The 20273-nt window shown below is 37.8% G+C and carries 15 protein-coding genes and 1 other annotated feature; of the genes, 12 read left to right on the top strand and 3 right to left on the bottom strand.

Annotated features, from left to right (window positions below; genetic code table 11):
- The first annotated feature begins 517 nt into the window (after positions 1-517).
- From AC3WSO_RS20800 to AC3WSO_RS20770, 7 genes are all read left to right on the top strand, one after another.
- Complete coding sequence (locus tag AC3WSO_RS20800; protein ID WP_492533362.1) at positions 518-1438, top strand: stalk domain-containing protein; 921 nt, start codon at positions 518-520, stop codon at positions 1436-1438.
- Positions 1439-1636: 198 nt separating this feature from the next.
- The gene (locus AC3WSO_RS20795; RefSeq protein ID WP_492533361.1) at positions 1637-2674 is read left to right on the top strand and encodes an LCP family protein; all 1038 of its coding nucleotides are present in this window, start codon (positions 1637-1639) and stop codon (positions 2672-2674) included.
- Positions 2675-2824: 150 nt separating this feature from the next.
- The gene (locus tag AC3WSO_RS20790) at positions 2825-4330 is read left to right on the top strand and encodes a coproporphyrinogen III oxidase (RefSeq protein ID WP_492533360.1); all 1506 of its coding nucleotides are present in this window, start codon (positions 2825-2827) and stop codon (positions 4328-4330) included.
- Between the two features lie 142 nt (positions 4331-4472).
- Positions 4473-5624 carry a glycerate kinase gene (locus AC3WSO_RS20785; RefSeq protein ID WP_492533359.1) on the top strand — a complete coding sequence of 384 codons (1152 nt, stop codon included), beginning with the start codon at positions 4473-4475 and terminating at the stop codon, positions 5622-5624.
- 85 nt (positions 5625-5709) lie between these two features.
- Positions 5710-6897: an MBL fold metallo-hydrolase gene (locus AC3WSO_RS20780; protein ID WP_492533358.1), complete on the top strand. Its 1188-nt coding sequence runs from the start codon at positions 5710-5712 to the stop codon at positions 6895-6897.
- Positions 6884-7132 carry a DUF3006 domain-containing protein gene (locus AC3WSO_RS20775; RefSeq protein ID WP_492533356.1) on the top strand — a complete coding sequence of 83 codons (249 nt, stop codon included), beginning with the start codon at positions 6884-6886 and terminating at the stop codon, positions 7130-7132. Before AC3WSO_RS20780 ends, AC3WSO_RS20775 begins: the two co-directional genes overlap by 14 nt.
- A gap of 240 nt (positions 7133-7372) precedes the next feature.
- Complete coding sequence (locus AC3WSO_RS20770; protein ID WP_492533354.1) at positions 7373-8161, top strand: HAD family hydrolase; 789 nt, start codon at positions 7373-7375, stop codon at positions 8159-8161.
- Between the two features lie 108 nt (positions 8162-8269).
- Here the strand turns inward: AC3WSO_RS20770 and serA are convergent, their stop codons facing one another.
- The gene (serA, locus tag AC3WSO_RS20765) at positions 8270-9877 is read right to left on the bottom strand and encodes a phosphoglycerate dehydrogenase (RefSeq protein WP_492534437.1); all 1608 of its coding nucleotides are present in this window, start codon (positions 9875-9877) and stop codon (positions 8270-8272) included.
- Between the two features lie 299 nt (positions 9878-10176).
- Positions 10177-10415, bottom strand: a binding site (T-box leader).
- 375 nt (positions 10416-10790) lie between these two features.
- On the opposite strand from serA, the gene AC3WSO_RS20760 reads away from it, so the two are divergent.
- Positions 10791-12443 (top strand): FAD-binding dehydrogenase, encoded by a 1653-nt coding sequence (locus AC3WSO_RS20760; RefSeq protein WP_492533353.1) that lies wholly within the window; start codon positions 10791-10793, stop codon positions 12441-12443.
- Positions 12444-12567: 124 nt separating this feature from the next.
- Here the strand turns inward: AC3WSO_RS20760 and trhO are convergent, their stop codons facing one another.
- Positions 12568-13539, bottom strand: a complete 972-nt coding sequence (gene trhO, locus AC3WSO_RS20755; RefSeq protein WP_492533352.1) for an oxygen-dependent tRNA uridine(34) hydroxylase TrhO — start codon at positions 13537-13539, stop codon at positions 12568-12570.
- Positions 13540-13677: 138 nt separating this feature from the next.
- Here trhO and AC3WSO_RS20750 point away from each other — a divergent pair, with 138 nt between their 5' ends.
- Positions 13678-14460 carry an enoyl-CoA hydratase gene (locus AC3WSO_RS20750; protein WP_492533351.1) on the top strand — a complete coding sequence of 261 codons (783 nt, stop codon included), beginning with the start codon at positions 13678-13680 and terminating at the stop codon, positions 14458-14460.
- Between the two features lie 189 nt (positions 14461-14649).
- Here the strand turns inward: AC3WSO_RS20750 and AC3WSO_RS20745 are convergent, their stop codons facing one another.
- On the bottom strand, positions 14650-14835 hold the full coding sequence (locus AC3WSO_RS20745; protein WP_079563325.1) for a YhzD family protein: 186 nt from the start codon (positions 14833-14835) through the stop codon (positions 14650-14652).
- 347 nt (positions 14836-15182) lie between these two features.
- Between AC3WSO_RS20745 and AC3WSO_RS20740 the strand changes: the two genes are divergently transcribed.
- Genes AC3WSO_RS20740 through yhaM form a run of 3 tightly spaced genes read left to right on the top strand, consistent with a single transcriptional unit; the run spans position 15183 to position 20226 of the window.
- Complete coding sequence (locus AC3WSO_RS20740; protein ID WP_492533350.1) at positions 15183-16397, top strand: metallophosphoesterase family protein; 1215 nt, start codon at positions 15183-15185, stop codon at positions 16395-16397.
- 5 nt (positions 16398-16402) lie between these two features.
- Positions 16403-19294: an ATP-binding protein gene (locus AC3WSO_RS20735; RefSeq protein WP_492533349.1), complete on the top strand. Its 2892-nt coding sequence runs from the start codon at positions 16403-16405 to the stop codon at positions 19292-19294.
- On the top strand, positions 19291-20226 hold the full coding sequence (gene yhaM, locus AC3WSO_RS20730; protein WP_492533348.1) for a 3'-5' exoribonuclease YhaM: 936 nt from the start codon (positions 19291-19293) through the stop codon (positions 20224-20226). Before AC3WSO_RS20735 ends, yhaM begins: the two co-directional genes overlap by 4 nt.
- Positions 20227-20273: the final 47 nt, after the last annotated feature.

Below are 20273 nucleotides of genomic sequence, written 5' to 3'. Positions count from 1 at the left end.
AAGAGAACCACCAGTATTTTGAAATGCACACTCAATTGTTAGATAGTGTATCTAACAATTGGCGCAGATCAGTGACAAGGTGGTTTTTTACTATTCTATAGCATTAATCCCTGATCCCTAATGAAAGACTAGTTAGCTCAGCGTTACTTTGATCATGATTAAATTTAGCTTGGAATAAACATTATCAAATTCTAAATTTGCATAATATACGATATCAGCAGGATTTTCATATCTAACGGTTCTTTTGTAACATTTTTAAAAATTAAAAGGTAATAATGACTAACAGGTATCTCTTCCTCAGCTAGACAGAAAAAGTAATTATCATGAAAAGAGCAAAGACCCCACTCATAATAATCCTCCCCTTCCGGCAAGCCGGCTCTCCCCTAGCATTCTTTATTGCTAATTATAATAGATATTGACTTAAAAACGGTTATTATCATAAATTCTCCATTTTTAATGAAACTTTTACCATACTAAAACTACTACTACTATGAGCCTAATAATAAGGAGAGATTTTATGAATATGAAAAAAATTGCACCCGTAGCAATGACAGCATTATTATTTGGAAGTGTAGTAATACCAGTCGCTTCAGCAAATGAAAATGCAGCAGACGCACAACAACAAGTACCACAAATCCAAATTGATCCTGTACACATCTTCAACAATACCTATGGAACGGTTGAAAAAGTGAATTCAAGTGAAAATATTACATACTTCACAGTACAAGATGGTGATCAAACAAACGTTTTAGAAATCACAAAGGATACTCTTGTTTTCGATAATACAGGTAAAAAAGTGGAACTAAAAAAAGGGGATAAAATAGAAGCTTATACATTTGCAAACAAGCCACAAAAATTAATATATCCACCACAATTCAATCCTGATGTTGTCATTGTTGAAACTGAGGAAGCTGGATTTGTTGAAGTTGATTACTTCTTTGAAAACTTAACGAATACTTATGATATGTTGAAGTTAACCATTGGCGATAACACAGAGCTTATCAGTTCAAAGGGAGAGAAAGTTGCAGCTAAAGATTTAATAGAGAAGAATTTAGTAGTTTTCTATACAGCTTCAACAAAAAGTATCCCAGCTCAGACAACACCTTCGAAAGTAATTGTTCTTGATGACGAGTCTGAAAATCCAACAGAAAATACTGTAGAAGCGGAAGTAGCACAAATTATCGCGACAGATTCCTATGAAGTAGATGGAGCAAAAATGGTTCCGTTGCGTTTGATTGCCGAAAAACTTGGCTATAAAGTAGAGTCAACAGGTAAAGGTGCAATTGTATCAAAAGGTAATCTATCTTACACAATTACTCGTGGAGAAAAAATGTTTGGTTATAACAAAGCATTACGTCCACTTAATGCAGCACCTGCTTTGCTAGAAGCGTATAAAACATATGTACCAGTTGAATTTGTAGAGGAATATTTAAAATAATTTAGAGACCCATATTAAGGTGCCACCTTTGTATGGGTTTTTTGTGCCTTAAAATGCTGAATTCATTCACTGTCTTAACTGTTATTTTAAATAAATATTTGATTATATTCCCAAACATAATCATTACAGGAAACTTGTGAGAGCATTTATCGTCTTTATCAATTAAGAGGGCTACTTTAACAGAAGAGAGGATTTTGTGTGGAAAGAACATTAAGAAGGTCTAAAAAAGCGAAACCTAAAAATAAAATAATAAAAATAACTTTAATAGTAATGGTAATTTTACTATTAACCATAACTAGTTATGGAGCTTATGCGTTTGTTAAATTTAAAAATGCCTATGATAGTTCCAAGGTTGATTTAAAAAGAGATGGAAATAAATCAGAGCTAAGGGAAGAGGATGTTTCATTTACAAAAGATCCAATCTCAATTCTATTATTAGGTATTGAAAATTATTCTAGTAAGACGAAGGATGGTCGAGCAGACACTCAAATGGTCATTACTTTGGATCCGGATACATCTGAAATAAACTTAATTACAGTTCCTCGAGATGCCAGAGTTAACATAGAAAATGCAGGGGAATATACAGGGATACATAAAATGAATGCTGCTTATAATTACGGATCAATTACAGGCTATGGGGCAATTAAACTGCAATTAGAGACAGTTGAAAAATTCCTTAATATACCGATAGATAACTTTATTGCGGTAAACTTTGATGGCTTTAGAGATATTGTCGATGCTTTAGGTGGAGTAACAGTAGATATAAAAGAGGATTTTTGGGAAGATAATATTTACGATAAAAAACGGATAGACTTTCATAAAGGAGAGTCGCATTTAAACGGGGAAAAGGCACTCGCATTTGTAAGAATGAGATACAGACCTATAAATGCTTCCTACTCTCGTGAAGAAAGGCAAAGACAATTTTTGACTGCAACAATTGATCAAGCAAAATCGACGAATACCATATTTAAAATTGGCCAAATCGCAGATATTTTAGGAGAAAACGTAGAAACAGATTTAAACCCTAAAGAGATCTACGCACTTCAAAAGCAATATTTGAATGCTAAAAACATATCTACGAAAACGATAGAAATAAAAGGCGAAGATCAGTATATCGACAAAGTTTCTTATTTTATACCCGATATGGATGGCTTGGAGAAAGTAAGCATGGAATTAAGAAAAATTCTTAAACTAAAAGAAGAAAAATTCAAAACAAACGCGGCTATTGAAAGATAAAAAATAAGAATCCATTTTGATAAATTTTTCAAAATGGATTTTTTGTATTAATAAACGGAATGTTCTGTCATTAGTTGTAGCTTTGCTTAACGTTATGAAAATTTGTTAAACTATTGGTGCTGTAATTTTTGAGAGAAAAGAGCGAAGACAATGAAAATTATTCACATAGATCAAAAATATCCTGAGGATTGGATTCGCGTATTAAATCATATTGCGAATTTATTTTTTGAGGATTCCAAGTTAAAGGTAGAAGCTGATGGAACAGATATGACAGTGTCATTCGAATATAACATTGGTGATGATTTTTCCATTTCTACAAAAGCTATGCTTGAGGTAGATGGTAAGCGTTATACGAATGATTACCGTATTCAATACGAATCTGGGGCTGAAGGACGTGAGCTAAATATTCGTATGAAGCGTGCTTTGTCACACGTATTTTTAGATGTGCTAGAGCAACATACGGGCATGCAACAACAGTGGGGAATTTTAACGGGCGTACGTCCGACTAAGTTGTACCATAAATTTCGAAAGGCCGGAAAAAGCGATGAAGAAATTGCTGATATCCTAATTCGTGATTTCCGTCTGTCAGAGGAAAAGGTAGCACTACTTAAAGAAATAGTTGAACGTCAGTTAGTGACGATTCCTGATATAGATGAAATCGGTAAAGAAATAAGTATTTATATTGGCATTCCTTTTTGCCCGACTAAATGTGCCTATTGTACTTTCCCAGCGTATGCGATTGGCAGCAATCGCAAGCAAGGGCGAGTGGCAACATTTTTAGATGGATTGCATATTGAATTACGGGAAATGGGTAAATGGCTGAAGGATAATAACATGAAAATAACATCCATTTATTGGGGTGGTGGTACACCGACATCTATCGAGGCTGATGAAATGGATGCTTTGTATCAGACGATGTATGACTCCTTCCCGCATCCTGAAACAATCCGCGAAGTAACTGTTGAAGCGGGCAGACCTGATACGATTACGCCTGAAAAACTAGAAGTGTTAAAAAAATGGGGCATTGACCGAATAAGTGTTAATCCACAATCGTACACAGATGAGACCCTTAAAGCAATTGGTCGCCATCATACGGTACAAGAAACAATTGATAAGTTCTGGTTAGCGCGTGAATCAGGTATGAATAATATTAATATGGATTTAATTATTGGTTTGCCGAATGAAGGAATTGAAGAATTCCGAAATTCGTTAGATGAATCTGCAAAAATGCAGCCAGAATCGCTAACAGTACACACGTTATCATTTAAACGTGCATCAGAAATGACACGTAATAAGGACAAGTACAAGGTAGCAGACCGTGATACTGTTGCAGAAATGATGCATATGGCGCAAGTATGGACGAAGGAAAATGAATATGTACCGTACTATTTATATCGTCAAAAAAATATTTTAGGTAATTTAGAAAATGTCGGCTACAGTAAAGCTGGCGAAGAAAGTATCTATAATATTGTCATCATGGAAGAAGTACAGACTATTCTAGGGATTGGCTGTGGAGCCTCCTCTAAATTTGTTCATCCTGAGACAGGAAAGATTACACAGTTTCATAATCCAAAAGATCCTGCTGCCTACATCATGACGTTTGAAGAGGCAATCGGTAAAAAAATTGAGTTTTTAGATGAATTATATAAGGCATAAACAAGATGGCAATCTGATGTTTTTCGGGTTGCCTTTTTTTATTCCGATAAATCCAAGAAACATTCCGATAAAAGCTCAGGAATGTTTTTAGTCTGAATTATAATGATGATAAGCATCTAACTAAAATGAGTGGAGGTATAACATGAAAGTCGTTATTAGTCCAGATTCCTATAAGGGGACTTTGTCGGCCATCGATGTGGCTAGTGCCATGCAGGCAGGAATATTGGATGTTGATCAATCGATTGAAACAGTCATTTTACCAGTGGCAGATGGTGGTGAAGGTACACTAGAAGCCCTTGTTACTTCAACAGAAGGTCAATATTTTTCATACCGTGTACTTGATCCATTAGGGAGAAAAATTGAAGCGAGATATGGTGTGCTTGGTGATAATGAAACATGTGTTATTGAAATGGCTCAGGCATCTGGTATTATGCTGTTGCAAGATGAAGAAAAAAATCCCGAGCTTGCATCGACGTATGGGACGGGGCAGCTAATCAAGGCGGCTCTTGATAAAGGGTTTAGAAAATTTATTGTCGGAATCGGCGGTAGTGCGACAAATGATGCTGGTATGGGCATGTTAAAGGCACTTGGATTGCAACTGAAAAAAGAAGATGGCACTTTAATTGAGGATGGAATATCGGCACTACTAGATTTAGCTTCAATTGATATCAGTCAGTTAGACTCCCGATTAGCTGAAGCGACATTTATTATTGCCTGTGATGTTGATAATCCACTGATTGGAGAGCAAGGGGCAACAGCTGTTTTTGGGCCTCAAAAAGGTGTTAAAGAGCATCAAATTGCTTATTTTGATAGCTGCTTAAAGCAGTTTGCGGACATTGTTGAAAAGCATGTTGGTATTCGATTACATGACTACAAAGGGGCAGGCGCTGCAGGTGGGATGGGAGGCGCGTTAATCGCCTTTTTAAACGGCAGTTTTCATGCAGGTATTGAGATTGTGATGAATGCAGTACAGTTAAAAAAGCATTTAGAAGGTGCCGAGTTTGTAATAACAGGTGAAGGAAAATCAGATCGTCAAACATTACATGGGAAAGCGCCATTAGGTGTGGCAAAGTCTGCAACATTAGCGAGTGTACACGCTGTGTTATTGTCGGGGACGATAGATGAAAATGATAAACCTGCATTACTTGAACATTATACTGTAGTTGAATCATTAGTAGATGAGACTATTAGTGTTTCGCAGGCAATGCAAGAGCCTTATTATTTTATTCGCATGAAAACAAAGAAAATGGTTGAACATTTTATACAAAATGGGTATAACTTTAATCCGTTATAAATTGATCTTGCAACTCATCGAACACCCACCAGCTCATGGATAGCTCTCTTTTTTGTATAATAGAAAAGTAGAAAGGAAGTTAGAGATGAAAAAATTAATAGTAATGTTCCTTTGTATTTTTTTATTAGCAGGCTGCACGGAGACGTCAAAAACGAAGAAAGTATCCGTCACTGCGGGACAAGAAATGCGCGTACATTTTATTGATGTAGGACAAGGAGATTCGATTTTTATTGAATCGCCAAACGGAAAAACAATGCTTGTTGATGGAGGCGTTAAAGGAGCGGGTCAAAAGGTTGTTTCGTATTTGAAGGAACTCGGTGTGAACAAGCTTGATATTGTAGTCGCAACCCATCCTGATGCAGACCATATTGGTGGTTTAATTCCTGTGTTAAACTCGATAGATATTGGACAATTTTATGATTCAGGGAAGGTACATACATCTCAAACTTTCGAAGAGATGCTGACACTTATTGATACGAAGAATATTCCTTATAATATTCCGAAAACAGGCGACCGTATTGCGTTTGATAATGATATAAATATAAAGGTGTTAAACGCCGATGAAAATGCAACAGATAATAACGATGCTTCCATTGTCTTTAAACTTGCATATGGTAATGTATCATTTTTATTAACAGCCGACGCGGGAATAGCGTTAGAAAAAGAGATGATGCAGGACGATGTGAAAGCCACAATCTTAAAGGCAGGCCATCATGGCTCTAACACGAGTAGCTCTGCAGAGTTCATTCAGGCAGTACATCCTGAAGTAACAATTTTAAGCTATGGTGAGGGCAATAAGTATGGTCATCCTCATGCTGAAGTAGTTGAGCGTTTACAAGCAATTGGCAGTAAAATTTACGCAACTGCAGAAGCGAGAACTGTTATCGTATCGACAGATGGGGTAAACTATGATGTGAATTCGAAGGAGTGGTCTGGAACTATTACCTCAGCACCAACAACGCCACAAACGACGAGTACAAATGTTGAAATTGTTAGTAAGGATTTAATAAAGGAAATTGTAGGCATTAAAAATGATAGTAATGAAGCAGTGTCCTTAAAGGATTGGCAGCTTATATCAATTGAAGGAGCTCAAGTTTTTAATTTCCCAAATGTGACATTGCAGCCAGGGAAAACGTTTTATGTCACTAGTGGCTCAAACGCACGAGAAGGTCAAAACTATTTAAAATGGACAAAGAAACAGATTTGGTTGAATGATGGAGATGCTGCGCAATTACGTAATGCGAAAGGGGATATCGTTAGTGAACTCGACTAAATACACCTTAGACCGTATTGAAGATGGATATGCAGTTTTTTTGAAGTACCCAGAGGAAGAGGAACAGCTAATCATTTTACAGTCCGCTATGAATAAGCCAGTGCGAGTAGGCGATCGTGTACTAATTGAAGAAGTGGACGGCATCTACCAGTTTGAAATTTTAAAAGAAGAAACAGAACAAAAAAAGGCTAATATACAAAGCTTAATGGATAGATTGCGTAGGAAAAATCAATAGTAGAAGAGACTAGGATTAGGCTCATCATTAGAAGTTAGGGATGGCATTTGTAAAAGCGTATGTCATGATTTTTATTGCAATTTGAACGCCCTCAGATGGAATAGACATCAACCCCACGTTATGGCGATGAACCTAAATTTTTGCTGTTCAAATCGAGCATGAAAAACTAAAAACGCTATGCTAAATATTTTGAATATATGCTAAAATAATTATACTTATAGGAAGCTAGGAGCTGACACAATGTCAATTAACACTATTATTTTTGATTTAGATGATACGCTATTATGGGATAAAAAATCCGTCAAAACAGCATTTGAAAAAACATGCGAATATGCAGCAACACTACATAATGTGAATCCGGCTGAGCTTGAGGAAGCTGTGCGTAAAGAAGCACGTGCACTTTACGAAGGCTATGAAACATATGATTATACGGTGTTAATCGGCATTAACCCATTTGAAGGACTTTGGGGCACATTTGATGATCCAACAGATTATTTCCAAAAAATGAAAAATATCGTACCGGGCTATCGTGCAGAGGCATGGACAAAAGGCTTAGCAGCTCTTGGCATTGATGATGCACAACTAGGGGCGGAGCTAGGGGAGCGCTTTGTGGCAGAGCGTAAAGTGTCTCCATTCTTATATGAAGATACTTTTGATGTGCTAGATAAGCTGAAAGGAAAGTATCAGCTCGCATTACTGACAAATGGAGCACCAAGTTTACAAAATTTAAAGCTGGAAATAACACCAGAAATCGCGCCATATTTTGACCATATCATTATTTCTGGGGACTTTGGCAAAGGGAAACCGGATGCCTCTATTTTCGAATATGTGATGGAAAAAGCACGTATTACAGCAGACGATGCGATCATGGTTGGCGATAACTTAAACACGGATATTTTAGGCTCCTCTCGTGTTGGTATGCGCAACGTTTGGATCAATCGTGAAAACAATGCACCAAATGGTGTTGTCACTCCAACATATGAAGTTGATTCTTTAACTGCATTATTAGAACTTATAAGTAAGCTATAAGACAAAAATGTACTGATTAAATCATAGAATCAGTACATTTTTTTGTTTCTAAAGTTTATCAAAACAAAAAAACAGAGAGTATTTGTACTCCCTGCTTCTAAAGCAAAATTATAGGTTAATTGCTCTTACTTCATCAATATTTTCAAGCTGTGCAACGAATGTTAGATCTTCTTCTGATACAGCATTATCGACTGTTAGCATCATGACAGCTGTTCCACCAACCTGTGCACGACCAACTTGCATTGTTGCGATGTTCACATCTTTTTCTGCTAGCTTTGTCGCTACGCGGCCGATTGCACCTGGTTTGTCAGTGTTTTTAATGTAAAGAAGGTGACCTTGTGGAATAACGTCAACAACATAGTCTTCTACTTTAACAATACGTGCACCTAAACCATTTAATAATGTACCAGCAACTGTGTGTGTTTCGTTTACTGTTTTAATTTCAATCGTAATTAAGCTAGTGAAGCCTTTAGCAGTTGTTGTTTTATGCTCATTTATTTTCATGCCGATACGTTCAGATAGGTAACGAGCATTTACGTCATTAACATGATTACCGTGATTTTTAGCTAATAAGCCTTTTAACGCGTTTGACGTTAATGGACGAACATCATAATTTGCTACTTCACCAGCATAAGATAAGTTGATTTCTTTCACAGGCTCAGTTGTAAGTTGAGATAAGAATGAACCAAGTTTTTCAGCTAATTCAAAGAATGGCTCAACTTGTGCAAGCAACTCTTTCGGGATAGATGGCATGTTCACTGGGTTAGTTACAGTACCTGTTTTATAAAATTTAATGATGTCGTTTGATACGTCAACAGCTACAGACTCTTGTGCCTCGATTGTAGATGCACCTAAGTGAGGTGTTGCGATTACTTGTGGTAAAGTAAGTAGCTTATGATCTGTTGCTGGCTCAGTTACGAATACGTCAAGAGCAGCACCAGCTACTTTACCTTTTTCGATTGCATCATATAAATCATCCTCATTGATAATACCGCCACGTGCACAGTTAATGATACGCACGCCATCTTTCATCATAGCGAATTTCTCTTTGTTAATAAGATTACGTGTTTCAGGAAGAAGAGGTGTGTGTACTGTAATGAAATCAGCTGCTGCACAAATTTCTTCAACTGTTGATTTTGTTACGCCTAACTCTTTAGCGCGCTCATCTGTTAGGAATGGATCGTATGCCATAACGTTCATGCGTTGACCTTTTGCACGATAAGCAACTTCCACACCGATACGACCGAAGCCTACAACACCTAAAGTTTTATTTTTAAGCTCAACCCCAACATAAGATTTGCGATCCCATTTACCATTTTTAAGTGTATTGAATGCTTGTGGGATGTGACGAGCAAGTGAAGTCATCATGGCAATAGTGTGCTCAGCAGCAGAGTTAGTGTTACCGTCTGGTGCATTTACAACGATAATGCCATGTTCAGTTGCAGCAGTTAGATCGATGTTGTCTACACCTACTCCAGCACGTCCGATAAGTTTTAAGTTTTTAGCCGCTTCAATTACTTCGCGTGTTACCGTTGTTTGAGAACGTACTAGTAAAACATCTACATCTGCAATTTTTTCGATTAACTCTTCTGATGCAAGACCAGTATCAACGATGATGTTTAAGTCTAGATCTTGTTCTTGGCGTAGTGGGAAAATACCATCTTCACTTAGTGGGTCAGCTATAAATACGTTAATTGCCTTTGTTGCAGTAGTCATTTGTAATGTAGTCATTTGTAATTAGCTCCTTTTAATTAAAAAATTTTAGTGTTCTTTATAGACGAAACAGTCTGAATTTTATAGAGATTGTATATCTTACAGCATACAAATCTCCTTTGTAGAAATGAGAACAATAACAATTTCGCCTTGGCGTATTTGCGTCTGGTTTTTGAATTGTGCTTGCACAATTTATTCTTTTCAAAATCAATGACATCCGACAGAGGCATCTTCATTTTGTAAGTGTTACAAAATGAAGATAAAAAAAGCCCTCCGCGCCTTACAAACACAGATATTGTGTTGTAAGGGGCGAAAGGCATAATAAACATTGGTTCGCGGTACCACCCTTAATCACTGCTTAAAAATTTCTAGCAGTCTTAGCTATATGCGTAACGTGCATGTGACGGATAAGCTTACTTTGGAGATGTTCGGCTTATCTATTCAGGAGTGGAACTATTATCGTAGAAATCACTGATTTACACCAACCATCAGCTCTCTTTGGATTTTCTAGCGACTAGCGTGTCTCCGTCGTTATATTTTCGTGTGATTTAATTGTTAACATCATAATCCTTATTGTTCACCTTTGTCAACAATATTTCTGAAAAAGATTAAAATTTATGACTGTGGGCGTCTGTTTAGTAACTAAAAACGAACATTATTTCATGTTATGCTAAATATCATTCGTATTTTAGGGAAGGACAATGAAAGCGCTACCGATATATGCTAAGTCAGATTACATGGGCGTTTAACAAATATTTTAGGTAGAAAATTATACGTTGGAAACTTTCTTTGTTTAGTGGAGGAAAGCGAACGTTTTTTTCTTGTCACATTTTTGTCAAAATTATGATGTGTAGAAGGTAAACCGTCAATTAGAGAAGAATGTAAGTAAAGGAAGATTGATTTTTAGGGGGTGTAAATGATGTATGATGTAGCAATCGTCGGTGCAGGACTGGCAGGGTTAGTAGCTGCCTGTGAGTTAGCGGATGCAAAGAAAAAAATTCTATTAGTAGATCAAGAACCTGAAAATTCAATGGGGGGACAGGCATTTTGGTCCTTTGGGGGTATTTTTTTAGTGAATTCACCCGAGCAAAGAAGGCTTGGTATTAAGGATAGTAAAGAGCTGGCATGGCAGGATTGGCAAGGAACAGCTAGCTTCGATCGCTTGGAGGATGAAGATTCGTGGGCATACAAATGGGCTAGAGCTTATGTAGATTTTGCAGCTGGTGAAAAATATAGCTGGTTAAAGTCTATGGGGATTAAGTTTTTTCCTGTCGTCGGTTGGGCAGAGCGAGGGGGATCCTTAGCAGGCGGCCACGGTAATTCTGTACCTAGATTCCATATCGTTTGGGGAACCGGACCAGGCATTGTAAAGCCTTTTGTTGAAAAGGTGAAAAAGGCTATAAAGAATGGTTATATAGATTTTAAACCAAGACATCGTGTCGATGAATTTATGCAACAAGATGGAAAAATTACAGGAATTAGTGGCACAGTTTTGGCGCAAAGCTATGCAATTCGCGGCGAAAAAAGCTCAAGGCTAGGCATTGGCGAATTTTCTTATGAAGCGGGCGCGATTATTGTGGCGAGCGGTGGGATAGGTGCAAATTTTGATTTAATCAGAAAAAATTGGCCTGCTAGACTTGGTACACCACCCCAAAATATGGTTAGTGGTGTACCTGCTTATGTAGATGGTAGAATGTTAGAAATTACGGAGCATGCGGGGGGACGTATCGTTAATCGAGACCGCATGTGGCATTATACAGAAGGCTTGAAAAATTGGGACCCAATTTGGCCCAATCACGGTATTCGAATTTTGCCGGGCCCTTCATCGTTATGGTTTGATGCGGAGGGCAATCGATTTAGAGCACCTAATTTTCCTGGTTTTGATACGTTAAGCACATTAGAAGCCATTCAAAAAACTGGCTATGATTACTCATGGTTTATTTTAACGGAAAAAATTATTGAAAAAGAATTTGCCTTATCGGGTTCTGAGCAAAATCCTGATTTAACAAATAAAAGTATTAAGGATGTTCTGAAACGTGTTCTGCCAGGACCACCTGCTCCCATTCAAGCATTTAAAAATTATGGTGAAGATTTTATTATTGCTAATGATTTAAAGGAATTAGTTGATGGGATGAACAAATTGGCTGGCAATGGCCTTCTCGATTTTGTCAAAATAAAAGAGCAAATTTTAGCAAGAGATCGTGAAATGGACAATAAATTTTCAAAGGACTTACAGGTTAATGCTATTCATGGTGCAAGAAACTATGTAGGTGATAAATTTGTGCGCGTTGCGAAGCCCCATAAAATATTAGATCCTAACAATTGGCCACTTATTGCAGTTCGCTTAAATATTTTAACGCGTAAAACATTAGGAGGCTTACAGACGAATTTGAATGGTGCTGTGTTAGGTGCGGATGGTCAGCCTGTACCAGGTTTATTTGCAGCTGGAGAAGTTAGTGGGTTTGGTGGTGGCGGTGTACATGGTTACCGTGCTTTAGAAGGGACATTTGTTGGAGGTTGTTTATTTAGTGGTCGACAGGTAGGGCGTTACTTAGCAAAAGGTGAATGAAGGGAATTTAAGTGTGGAAAATAATCGCTCGGGTATGGCGAGAAAGTGTATTCCTTCACAGACATAGAAGAAATCCTAAAAAATATGAAAGAGCATCGCCACAAATGGATGATGCTCTTTTTTCTTATAAAGAAGAATTTTGAACTTGAGCGATTTGAGCGATTTGTTCCTCAATCTGCTCTTTTGTCCAACCATTCTCTTCAACAAAGAAGTTACGTTCTGCGCGACGGCATTCGTCTGAACAGCTACGCATATAAAAGGCCTCGTGCTTTTCCTCGCAAAGCATTAATTTATGGCATTCAGGATTTGCACAGTTTGTATAACGTTCTGTTGGTTCACCAGTGAAGAAATCCTTACCGACAATCACATGCTCGACCTGATTAATGGGTACACTGCGACGACGATCAAAGACGAACATTTGTCCATCCCATAGTTGACCTTTTACTTCAGGGTCTTTAGCATACGTGGCAATACCACCATGTAATTGGCCAACACTTTCTCCATAGCCTTCACGTTTTAACCAGCCAGAGAATTTTTCGCAACGGATACCACCTGTGCAGTAAGTTAAAACTTTCTTGCCAGCAAAATCTTCTTTATGGGCCTCCATCCAAGCTGGTAGGTCACGGAAGTTTTCAATATCTGGACGAATAGCGCCACGGAAATGTCCAAGGTCATATTCATAATCATTGCGTGCATCAATAACTACCGTATTGTCCTCCTGCATATGTTCCATAAATTCCTTTGGTGATAAATAATCTCCTGTTATCTCTAAAGGATTAATATCATCTTCTAAACCAAGGTGCACAATTTCTCGACGTGGGCGCACATGCATTTTTTTAAAGGTATGCCCTTCAACTTCATCAATTTTCCACATAATGTCACTAAAACGAGGGTCTGCCTTCATATGATTCATGTAAGCATCAGTTTGCTCGACTGTACCTGAAACGGTTCCATTAATGCCTTCATAGCCAACTAAAATACGACCAAGAAGCCCGATATCTTTACAAAGTGCTAAATGTTCCTCTGCAAATGCCACAGGGTCTTCAATAGCTATATATTTATAATAAAGTAATACACGATAGTCTTTCTGTGTCACAACCATTAACCACCTTTAAATCAATATTCGTCATTAAATATAGCATATCAAGTGCAATTTTGCGTAGGATAGAAGGAGTTTTCTAAAAAAACACGAATAGTACATAGTGAATGACTATTCATATTTGGGGGTGTTGGGATGGAATTTTCAACGATTACATTAGAGAAATTAGAACGCCGTGCAACATTAACATTAAATCGTCCACATGCCATGAATGCTATGGACGGTGTGATGATGCGCGAACTAGCAGAATGCTTTGAGGCACTACAGCAAGAACAAGAAATACAAGTTCTCGTTATTCGTGGGGAAGGAAAAGTCTTTTCAGCAGGTGGCGATATTAAAGCGATGATGGATCCAGATAAGCCACTTAATATTAATGAGGCAATGGTTTATTTAACACGTATTGTCAAAGCATATTACCAGCTACCGATGATCGTCATTGCAGCGGTTCATGGAGCGTCAGCTGGATTAGGCTTTAGTCTAGCGCTAGGGGCAGATATAGTGGTGGCATGTGAAAATAGTAAGCTCGCTATGAACTTCATCGGAATAGGACTCATCCCTGATGGTGGCGGCCATTTCTTTATGAAGGAACGTGTGGGTACTGTCAAAGCTAAACAAATGATTTGGGAAGGTAAAGTATTAACAGCAGCGGAAGCACATGATGAAGGGTTAATTGACTACGTTGCGCCAGATGGGACTGTTTTTGCGATTACTGACCAACTAGTAGGAAAAATGCTTGCTTCTCCAATTGCATCGATGATTACGACTAAAAAAATTCTACATGCTCAAAATTTACCGCAATTAGAGAGTATTTTATCTATGGAAGCAGCGGGGCAAGAAGCGATGCGTAAAACGACTGATCATTTAGAGGGAATTCATGCGTTTGTAGAGAAAAGAGCACCGGCTTTTGTAGGAAAATAAATCTAACTTATTTCATTGGGTGTCCAAACACCCTTTGAAATAGAGGAACTCAGTCTAAGAACGCCACGTCCTGTGGCAACGACTGAGTGATCAACATCATGCTGCTGACGCTTTGCTTTCGCGCAAAAAACATCTGTTGGCCAAAAAGGCGCGTAGTAAAGTGTACTACGTGCCTTTTACTAGCCGTTTTTAGACATGAAACAAAATTAATTTACCCGAAGAGTTAACAAGACGATGAGTTTTGTTGGCAACACCTTTTTCTTCGATCTGCTGTAAACCGCTGATTTTTGCAGCCTCATCGTTTTCAAAAGTCCAAGTTTCATCAAATAATGTTTCCCCAGTTTTTTCAAAAGCCGTAAAGCGATAATTCTCCATACAAACCCCACCCTTTACTTAAATATATATCTATTATACATAGAAGATTTATAAACATCACGGTAAAACTAGCGAATATTTCGATAAATTATGAAAGTTGTGGAAAGTTTAAGGCAATACTAATAATGAATATTTGTTGAATACATTTCTCATCTAGTGGGAATTATGATAAAATAGAACAAATATTCGGTTTCGGCGTGATTCACGAATGTCTCATTATAAAATGAGATATGTAAAAATTGATAAATTATAAAATCGGCGTTTCCGTTGCACTCAATAATTTACTGCGTTGCGAGTGAAGAAGAATGAAGTTAAGGTATAGATTATTTAATACTTGAGGTGGTTGGATGTCAGCAATTCGTTTTTTCCATATGGCGGATTTACATTTAGATAGTCCATTTAAGGGCTTATTTGGTTTACCCGAACAAAATTTCAAAAAGATTCGAACAAGTACTTTCGAAGCTTTTGATAAAATTATTCAGAAAGCTATTCAGGAGAAACCAGATTTCTTACTGATTGTCGGTGATATATATGATGGTGAAAATCGAAGCTTACAGGCACAAAGACGATTTCAAGAGGCTATGGAAAAACTCTTTCAGCATAATATCCCTGTCATTTTAAGTTATGGGAATCATGATCACTTAAATGGTGCTTGGACGCGTTTTGCTTTGCCAAGCAATGTTTATGAGTTACCAGCTGAAACTAGTGTTGTGCAATTAAACATACGTGGTCAACAAGTCAATATTTATGGCTTCAGCTATAGCGATCGGCATATAACGAAATCCATGATTGATAGTTATCCTGTTGCACAGGACCAGCATGTTATTCATATTGGTATGCTTCACGGTAGTGAGGCTAGCGACACTTCACATGCTGTTTACGCTCCTTTCGCAAAAGATCAACTTCTTGAAAAAAACTATCATTACTGGGCATTAGGGCATATTCATAAACGACAATTTTTACATCAAAATCCACCGATTGTTTATCCAGGCAATATTCAAAGCAGACATCGGAAAGAGCAGGGGATAAAGGGCTTCTATGACGTAACTTTGTCACAAACCTCTACTGATTTTGAATTTGTACCGACATCTGCTGTTGTTTATAACACGGTAGAGGTGGATTGTACGAATGTGTTTCATGCAAATGAGCTACTTAAAAAATGTGAAGAAGCGTTGATGCTTAATCGTCAAGAGTTTGGGGCGTCTGTTGTTGAACTTCATTTGAAAAATATAGATGAACAATCACAATCTTTATTTGAACATGCTACAGTTGACGCATGGCTAGAAACTGTTCGAGAAGCCGAGGATGGAATTGAACCAATGAGCTGGGTGCAAAAGCTCGTGTTACATCAATCGTCCGTATTGTATGAGCATACTGCTGCGACTGAGTCCGTGATGAATTTAATGGAAGAATGGGATATTTCTGAATGGAAAGATATTTTAAAGGAACTATACCAACATGCTGGCGGTGCAAGGCTGATTGAACCTTTAACAGAGCAGGACATTAAAAGTTTAATACACGACGCACAAGAATTATTAGCAGAAGAAATTCAAAGGGCGTGAATAACATGCTAACGATACAAAAAATCCAAATTTATGGCTTTGGCAAGCATGAAAATATCACCATTACTTTACGCGAAGGAGTTACCATTTTTTATGGTATGAATGAAGCGGGGAAAACGACCATTCAACAGTTTATTTTACAAATGTTTTTTGGATTTCCTACGAGGCAGCAGGCACAACGTAAATATGAGCCGAAAGCATCGACTAAATTCGGTGGTCAGCTGACGATTTGGCATCCAACGTATGGGCAATGTACGATTGAGCGTATGAAAGGAAAGGCAGCTGGAGATGTTACGGTTTATTTAGAAGACGGAACAATGGGGCATGAAGAGCTTTTAGCAAAGCTATTATATGGTTATTCAAAAGCCTCCTTTGAGTCTATTTTCTCCTTTTCATTACACGAGCTACAGGGCATTGAAAAAATGTCAGAGGAAGAGCTAACACAATTGTTACTTGCCTCGGGAACAACTGGGATTCAACAACTATCGTCTCTAGAAAAGAAGTTGGACAAAGATGCCAGTGAGCTTTTTAAAAAAGCAGGCAAAGTGCCACTCATTAATCAAAAATTGGAGCATTTAAAAAAGCTAGAACGTACGATTAAGCAAGAGCAAGGTAATATTCAGACCTTTGAGGATAAGTTATTACAATTACAGCAGCTCGATTTAAGGCTAGAGGGCTTATACAGTCAGCAAAAAACACAGCAGCAAAATTGGCAGCAACTCACAATTCTGAAGCAGGCTATGCCACTTCTAAAACAGCAAAAGTCTTTCGAACAGACGCAAAAAAGCTTTGAACATGTGCAGTTTCCTCCAGAAGGGATCCGACGCTATGAGCAATTAAAGGATCGACTTATGCATGAAACACTGCAAATGGAGCAGCTGAAGGAGCAGTATCAGGGACTGCAACTTAAGCTACAATTAACATTGGACGAGCAAGTTATTACTGAGATGTCTCGTCTTGTGAACAAGGAAGCAACATGGAATCAGTTAGTTGTAAAGGAACAGAACTTAATGGATGAACTGTATTTAATCGAGCAAGAAATAGAAGCTCAGTTCCGTTTATTAGGTGTTCAGGAAAAAACAGCGCAGGATATTTTGCTTGAAGAAACCGTATCATTACAGCAAGAGGAACAATTTCAACAACAGTTAAGCCTATTGGAAGAAGCAGAAGGAGAGCTGAAATTTCATTTACGTTCGTTAGAGCAACTACATGCAGAATTAGATACAAATGCTCAACTACAACAACAGCTTCAACAGGAGTCATTAACTACGGAGGAAGAACATATTTTAGCACAGTGGCCACAGCGTAAGAGAAAGCTTGAACAATTGCGTTATGGAAGGTCACAACGCTCGAAACAGCAACAACCAAGTATTTTTATATTTATTGTATTAGCCATAAGTGTACTGTCATGTATCTATGGTGTTATGGAAAAAAATATGGCTGTTATCGTTTTAGGAGCGGTTATGTCACTCATCATTATTGTATATTTAAAATTTGCTAGACAAGCTCATGAAGCGCCGAGTAAACAACAGAGTCAGCAAATGCGTGAGTTAGAGCAGGAGGAAAATATTGCTCAGACTATCCTGCTAAAAAAACAAAAATTTGAGGATCGCTTGTTGCATGCAAATGAGCAACAGCAAGAAAAAGAACGTCAATATGTGAAACTTGAACATAAAATTCAACGGGCTGAGCAGGTAAGTATAGAGGCTACTCAGTTGCTCCACCATTTTTTAGGGCGCTATCGGTTAGAGGGAAATATACCGAAAACACTATTACCAGAACTTTTTATGCGCATTCGTGGTGCTCAAGAGTTGGCAGCAAAAAAGAAGAGTACATTTACGCTTTTGCAAATGGTGCAAGCGGAGAAAGACGAGTTACTAGAACAGATACAGCGAGTTTTAAAGATAGAGTATAGTGAGCAAGAAATTTTTATGCATTTACGTACTACATTCCTTACTTTACAGCAGGAGCAACAAATATCCCAACAAGCAAGAGAGCAGTTGACTAGTCTTCAGACTAAAATGCAAGGAATGCAATCACATATAGACAGCTATGAGTCTGAAATTACTCAGTTATTTAATGCTGCGAATGTGCAAACAGAGAAGGGCTATTATGAAGCACATGAACAATTTGAGCAACAACAACAAATAAAAACAGAACTTCAAGCAATCCAGACTCAGCTAGCCTCGCTAAATGTAGAAAACAAACAATCACTGCTAGAAGAGGAACAGCTAAATGAAAAACTGCTTACTTTAGAAGAAGGGCGAGGAACAATGCAGATAGCGATCGATCATTGCTTAGAACAACGAGCGACACTGCAAATCCAAAAGGAGAATCTTCTAAATGACGAGAAATATGGCCAGTTGCTTCAACAGTTTGAGGAAGAGAAATCAGTGTTGCAACAGCTGATAGGACAATGGGCTTCAAAAAAAGCATTGGCTACTGCTATCCATGAAACATTGTTCAGCCTAAGAGAAGAAAAACTACCTCATGTTTTGACAGAAGTTAATGCAATATTTAATTCGTTTACAGGTGGGCGTTACGATAAGCTATTAATTAACGATGAAGGCTATTTTGTTGCACAGGATGTTTCTGGCTTACGTTATCAAATGGCAGAATTATCACAGGCTACAAAGGAGCAAGCTTATATTTCGTTGCGTATGGCACTAGCAAAAACGCTAATAACCTCTGCTCCATTTCCGTTTATTATGGACGATCCTTTTGTCCATTTTGATCGAAACCGTACAGACAAAATGGTACAATTAATGAAAGAAGTAGGATATGAACGTCAAATTTTATATTTTACTTGCCATGACGCGATGCTCGAACATTGGCAGAAAGACCAAATTGTCGATGTAGGAGCACTAGCAAATGAAAGGGGAGTGGCGTCAACATGAAGGGTATTACGACGCTCCAGGTTGGAGAATCAGTCGATCAATTTTTATTAATTAAACAGGCGACAAAAGGGGTTACCACAGTCGGAAAGCCATTTATGTCACTGTTATTACAAGATAAAAGTGGAGATATTGAAGCAAAGCTATGGGATACAAATGAAGATCATGAAAAAATGTATCACGCTGAAGCGATTGTCCGAGTAGGTGGAGAAATTCATGACTATCGTGGCAAAAATCAATTACGTATCAAGGCAATTCGTGTTGCAAAACCAGAGGAGGGAATTGCTATTAATGATTTAGTTCCTTCCTCGGCAACTCCAAAAGAAGAACTATATGAAGAATTGACGCAATTTTTCTTTGATATTAAAAATCCGAATATATCACGAATTACACGTGCAGCTATTAAAAAACATCAGGATGCTATTTTAGTCTATCCAGCCGCTACGAAAAATCATCATGATTATGCATCTGGTCTATTAGATCATATGGTGTCCATGTTGAGACTAGGAAAAGCAATTGCTGATTTATATCCTACATTAAATCGAGATCTTTTATATGCAGGGATTATTCTACATGATATTGGTAAAGTAGTTGAATTATCAGGACCTGTTGCAACAATGTATACGGTTGAAGGAAATTTACTTGGTCATATTACTATTATGGTTAATGAAATAGCCAAGATTGCTAGTGAACTAGAAATCGAGGGCGAGGAAGTCATGTTATTGCAACATATGGTACTATCTCACCACGGTAAAGAAGAATGGGGTAGCCCGAAAAAACCGATGATTCAAGAAGCGGAAATCTTACATTATATTGATAATATTGATGCGAAGATGAACATGCTAACACGAGCATTAGGCAAAACAGCGCCAGGCGAATTTACAGAAAGACTATTTCCACTTGATAATCGATCGTTTTATAAACCGACTATATAATAAATTCAAAGGTTGGGGATTACATTTTTCTTCATTTAGCAGACATT

The sequence above is a fragment of the Lysinibacillus sp. EB106-09-02-XG168 genome (assembly GCF_058791475.1).
Note: the sequence above shows the minus strand (reverse complement) of the source record. Positions and strands in the feature narration are given on the sequence as shown.

What these genes read in the sequence shown, in the direction of transcription:
- AC3WSO_RS20770 (WP_492533354.1), top strand. Translation starts at nt 7,373, where the DNA reads ATGTCAATTAACACTATTATTTTTGATTTAGATGATACGCTATTATGG.
- AC3WSO_RS20745 (WP_079563325.1), bottom strand. Translation starts at nt 14,835, where the DNA reads ATGGAGAATTATCGCTTTACGGCTTTTGAAAAAACTGGGGAAACATTA.
- AC3WSO_RS20760 (WP_492533353.1), top strand. Translation starts at nt 10,791, where the DNA reads ATGATGTATGATGTAGCAATCGTCGGTGCAGGACTGGCAGGGTTAGTA.
- AC3WSO_RS20785 (WP_492533359.1), top strand. Translation starts at nt 4,473, where the DNA reads ATGAAAGTCGTTATTAGTCCAGATTCCTATAAGGGGACTTTGTCGGCC.
- AC3WSO_RS20780 (WP_492533358.1), top strand. Translation starts at nt 5,710, where the DNA reads ATGAAAAAATTAATAGTAATGTTCCTTTGTATTTTTTTATTAGCAGGC.
- serA (WP_492534437.1), bottom strand. Translation starts at nt 9,877, where the DNA reads ATGACTACTGCAACAAAGGCAATTAACGTATTTATAGCTGACCCACTA.
- AC3WSO_RS20790 (WP_492533360.1), top strand. Translation starts at nt 2,825, where the DNA reads ATGAAAATTATTCACATAGATCAAAAATATCCTGAGGATTGGATTCGC.
- AC3WSO_RS20735 (WP_492533349.1), top strand. Translation starts at nt 16,403, where the DNA reads ATGCTAACGATACAAAAAATCCAAATTTATGGCTTTGGCAAGCATGAA.
- AC3WSO_RS20750 (WP_492533351.1), top strand. Translation starts at nt 13,678, where the DNA reads ATGGAATTTTCAACGATTACATTAGAGAAATTAGAACGCCGTGCAACA.
- AC3WSO_RS20740 (WP_492533350.1), top strand. Translation starts at nt 15,183, where the DNA reads ATGTCAGCAATTCGTTTTTTCCATATGGCGGATTTACATTTAGATAGT.
- AC3WSO_RS20800 (WP_492533362.1), top strand. Translation starts at nt 518, where the DNA reads ATGAATATGAAAAAAATTGCACCCGTAGCAATGACAGCATTATTATTT.
- yhaM (WP_492533348.1), top strand. Translation starts at nt 19,291, where the DNA reads ATGAAGGGTATTACGACGCTCCAGGTTGGAGAATCAGTCGATCAATTT.